2 protein-coding genes and 1 tRNA gene are annotated in these 2,707 nt (G+C 48.2%); 2 read left to right on the top strand and 1 reads right to left on the bottom strand.

The window, feature by feature from the left end; translation table 11 throughout:
- Positions 1–385 precede the first annotated feature (385 nt).
- A complete protein-coding gene (locus tag H6S82_RS28005) occupies positions 386–913 on the top strand; it encodes a GNAT family N-acetyltransferase (protein WP_190475835.1) in 528 nt (175 codons plus the stop codon).
- 178 nt (positions 914–1,091) lie between these two features.
- A tRNA-Pro gene (locus tag H6S82_RS28000) sits at positions 1,092–1,165 on the top strand.
- 2 nt (positions 1,166–1,167) lie between these two features.
- Here H6S82_RS28000 and H6S82_RS27995 read toward each other — a convergent pair.
- Positions 1,168–2,508, bottom strand: coding sequence for an ABC transporter substrate-binding protein (locus H6S82_RS27995; protein WP_206756678.1), 1,341 nt, complete (start codon positions 2,506–2,508; stop codon positions 1,168–1,170).
- Positions 2,509–2,707: the final 199 nt, after the last annotated feature.

The raw sequence follows: 2,707 nt of genomic DNA, 5'->3' as shown, positions 1-2,707 counted from the left end.
TCATTTCAATTACAGCTCGCCTACTTTTGTAGAGCCGATAGGCTAGCCTTAAGTTTTGCAGTTGGCTCTCACTGCTGACAAATTGCTCATAAAACTGAGGAAACGACCGATTAAAGCGTTTCAGCAGTTCGAGGGTAGATGATTTTAAGCCCTGGGCCATCATTTGGGGTCAAACTCGCCTGCCAGGTCAAAGGCCAGCAAAAAGGTACATTTCAACATTTGATCGATTCGATCGACTAATTTCCTACAGATGGCTGCACAGTAACAGCCGTCTGCCGATCGACCAATTTGGTAAAATCAGTCGATCGCTGAGGGGAAGACGAGAGATATACTAGCTAGTACGGCCATCCAACTTCCTTACTACTACTACAATAATCACGCCTGCATGGGTTTTTGGAAAAGCTGGTTTAGCGACTCTGATGCTGCCTCGACAACTGGGGCCATCCAAATGGAAGAAGATGTGGTTCCAGTCAATGGCGATCGAGCCAACCGGAACGGTCGTATCTTTTTCAGTACCGATCGGGATATCGACCTCTACGAACTAGAAGAACTCTGCGATGCGGTGGGTTGGTCGCGCCGCCCGCTGCGTAAGGTCAAAAAAGCCATTCAGCATAGTTTCCTCGTTACTTCCATGTGGGAAGTGCGAGGCAACCGCCGCCGTTTGATTGGCTTTGCCCGCGCCACCTCCGACCATGCCTTTAACGCTACCATCTGGGATGTGGTCGTTCACCCAGAGTTCCAAGGCAAAGGGCTGGGAAAGGCGTTGATGAAGTTTACGATCAAAAAACTTCGCAGTGAGGACATTAGCAACATTACCTTATTTGCCGATCCTCATGTCCTAGATTTCTATCGCGGTCTGGGATTTATTTCTGACCCGGAAGGTATTAAGGGAATGTTTTGGTATCCTAACTGAGTAAAATACTCACTTTCGCAACCGATAAAAGTCGGTTAAGAGGTTCTGAGTTCTGGAAACCCTTGATTTTACGACCTTCTGGCCCTAGCCCCCAGCCTCTAATCCTGACGCCCTAGATAAAATTTTTCATCCTTTGCCCCCAATTGCCAAAAAGTCAGCTATAATAAAATCTGCGCGTCGGGATGTAGCGCAGCTTGGTAGCGCGCCTGCTTTGGGAGCAGGATGCCGGAGGTTCAAATCCTCTCATCCCGATTTTACGACCCACTCACAGCGATCGTCTCCAGTACCTTGATACTACCGGTACTGTCAATCGTCCAGACATCGTAACTGCCCGTCACATCTCCTTGGGCATTGATGTCCACGCTGCTGCTAGCTCCCTGATAATCGATATCCTTGCCCTCGCGAATTAGGGATAGAGCTTGACAAACATCAGTGACTTGTTGTCCAGGTGGGTTGGCAACTTCTGGGATTTTGTCTTTGATGGCAGAACCGCTGGGAGATTTGGCAGCTTCAGCAGCTAGAAGCAGAAGCGCAGTTGCATCCCAGGTGTTGGCGTCAAAAATTCCAGGTTCGCGATTGAAAGCGGTTTTGTAGCGATCGAGAAACGCTGCCAAAGCTGGCCCTCGCGTATTGGGAGCTGTGCCAATAACGCCAGCCGCGATATATTGACCGGCTGTATTTTTCCCGACCAACTGAGGTACTTTGGCATCTTTCATACCCTCAGTTAAGATAACTTGCGTTTTCTTTCCCAGCAATCCCTGTTGGTAAGCAGCTTTGAGGATTAAACTACCAGTTTCTGGATATCCAACTAGCAATACAGCATCCGGACTACCCCCAAAAGCCGCCCCTACTTCTGACTCGAAAGTGGAAGCGGTGGGAGGATATAGAACGGGTTTATCTCGATTGACCACTTTGCCACCCAAAGCTTCAAACGCTGTCATAAAAGATTGGGCCAAGCCCTTGCCATAATCGTTATTGATAGCCATAACCGCCACAGACTGGAATTTTCTTGCTTTGGCCAATTTTGCCAGTGCTTCACCTTGAAATGTATCCGGCGGTGCGGTGCGGAACCAAAACCCCTTAAAATCGCCTTTTTTTGCTCTTTCGCTAAAAATCGGACTGGTACTGGAAGGAGAAATTTGCACGACTTGATTGCGAACGGCAATATCAATGGCGGCGCTGGAAACGGCGCTGCCAGCAGCACCCACCACACCGGCAACGCGATTCACTTCTGCTAGTTTAGTCATTGCTGCTGCACCGGCGGCGGGTTGAGTTTGATCGTCTTCCGAGATTAGTTGTACAGGCTTACCCAAAACACCGTTACAGCCGTTAACTGTTTTAACCAAAAGGCTGGCGCTATCCTGCATGGGAGAACCAAACTGAGATAAGTCTCCGGTGATGGGTAAGAGGGTGCCAATCTTAACTCCACCGCTGCTATTTTGAGTCTGACAGGCAGAGGGAAGCAGTAGCAGGGCAATGCCTGCGGTAAGTTTTGCTAATGTCCGTTTTACGGACAACCGACTCGCCTTTGCGATGATAGATTGTTTGTATTTCTGCATAACGTCAAAGAGGGAAAAATAAGGATTTACAGTCATTTTGCATTTTGGAACTCTTGGTGCGATCGCAGAGTCAACCAAGACAGATATCCCACAATATGCGATTAGCAGCGGGAGGATGTCAAATCAGCCAAAATTATAAATCCTACCAAAAAAATCTCACAGCGAAAATCTTGACAGCAAAATTTATCGAAAATCGGCATCTGCTACACTATTAACCGCGCTAGGATAAAGCAGA

The sequence above is a fragment of the Planktothrix sp. FACHB-1355 genome, assembly GCF_014748295.1.
GTDB classification, from domain to species: Bacteria; Cyanobacteriota; Cyanobacteriia; order Cyanobacteriales; family Aerosakkonemataceae; genus Aerosakkonema; species Aerosakkonema funiforme_A.
Note: the sequence above shows the minus strand (reverse complement) of the source record. Positions and strands in the feature narration are given on the sequence as shown.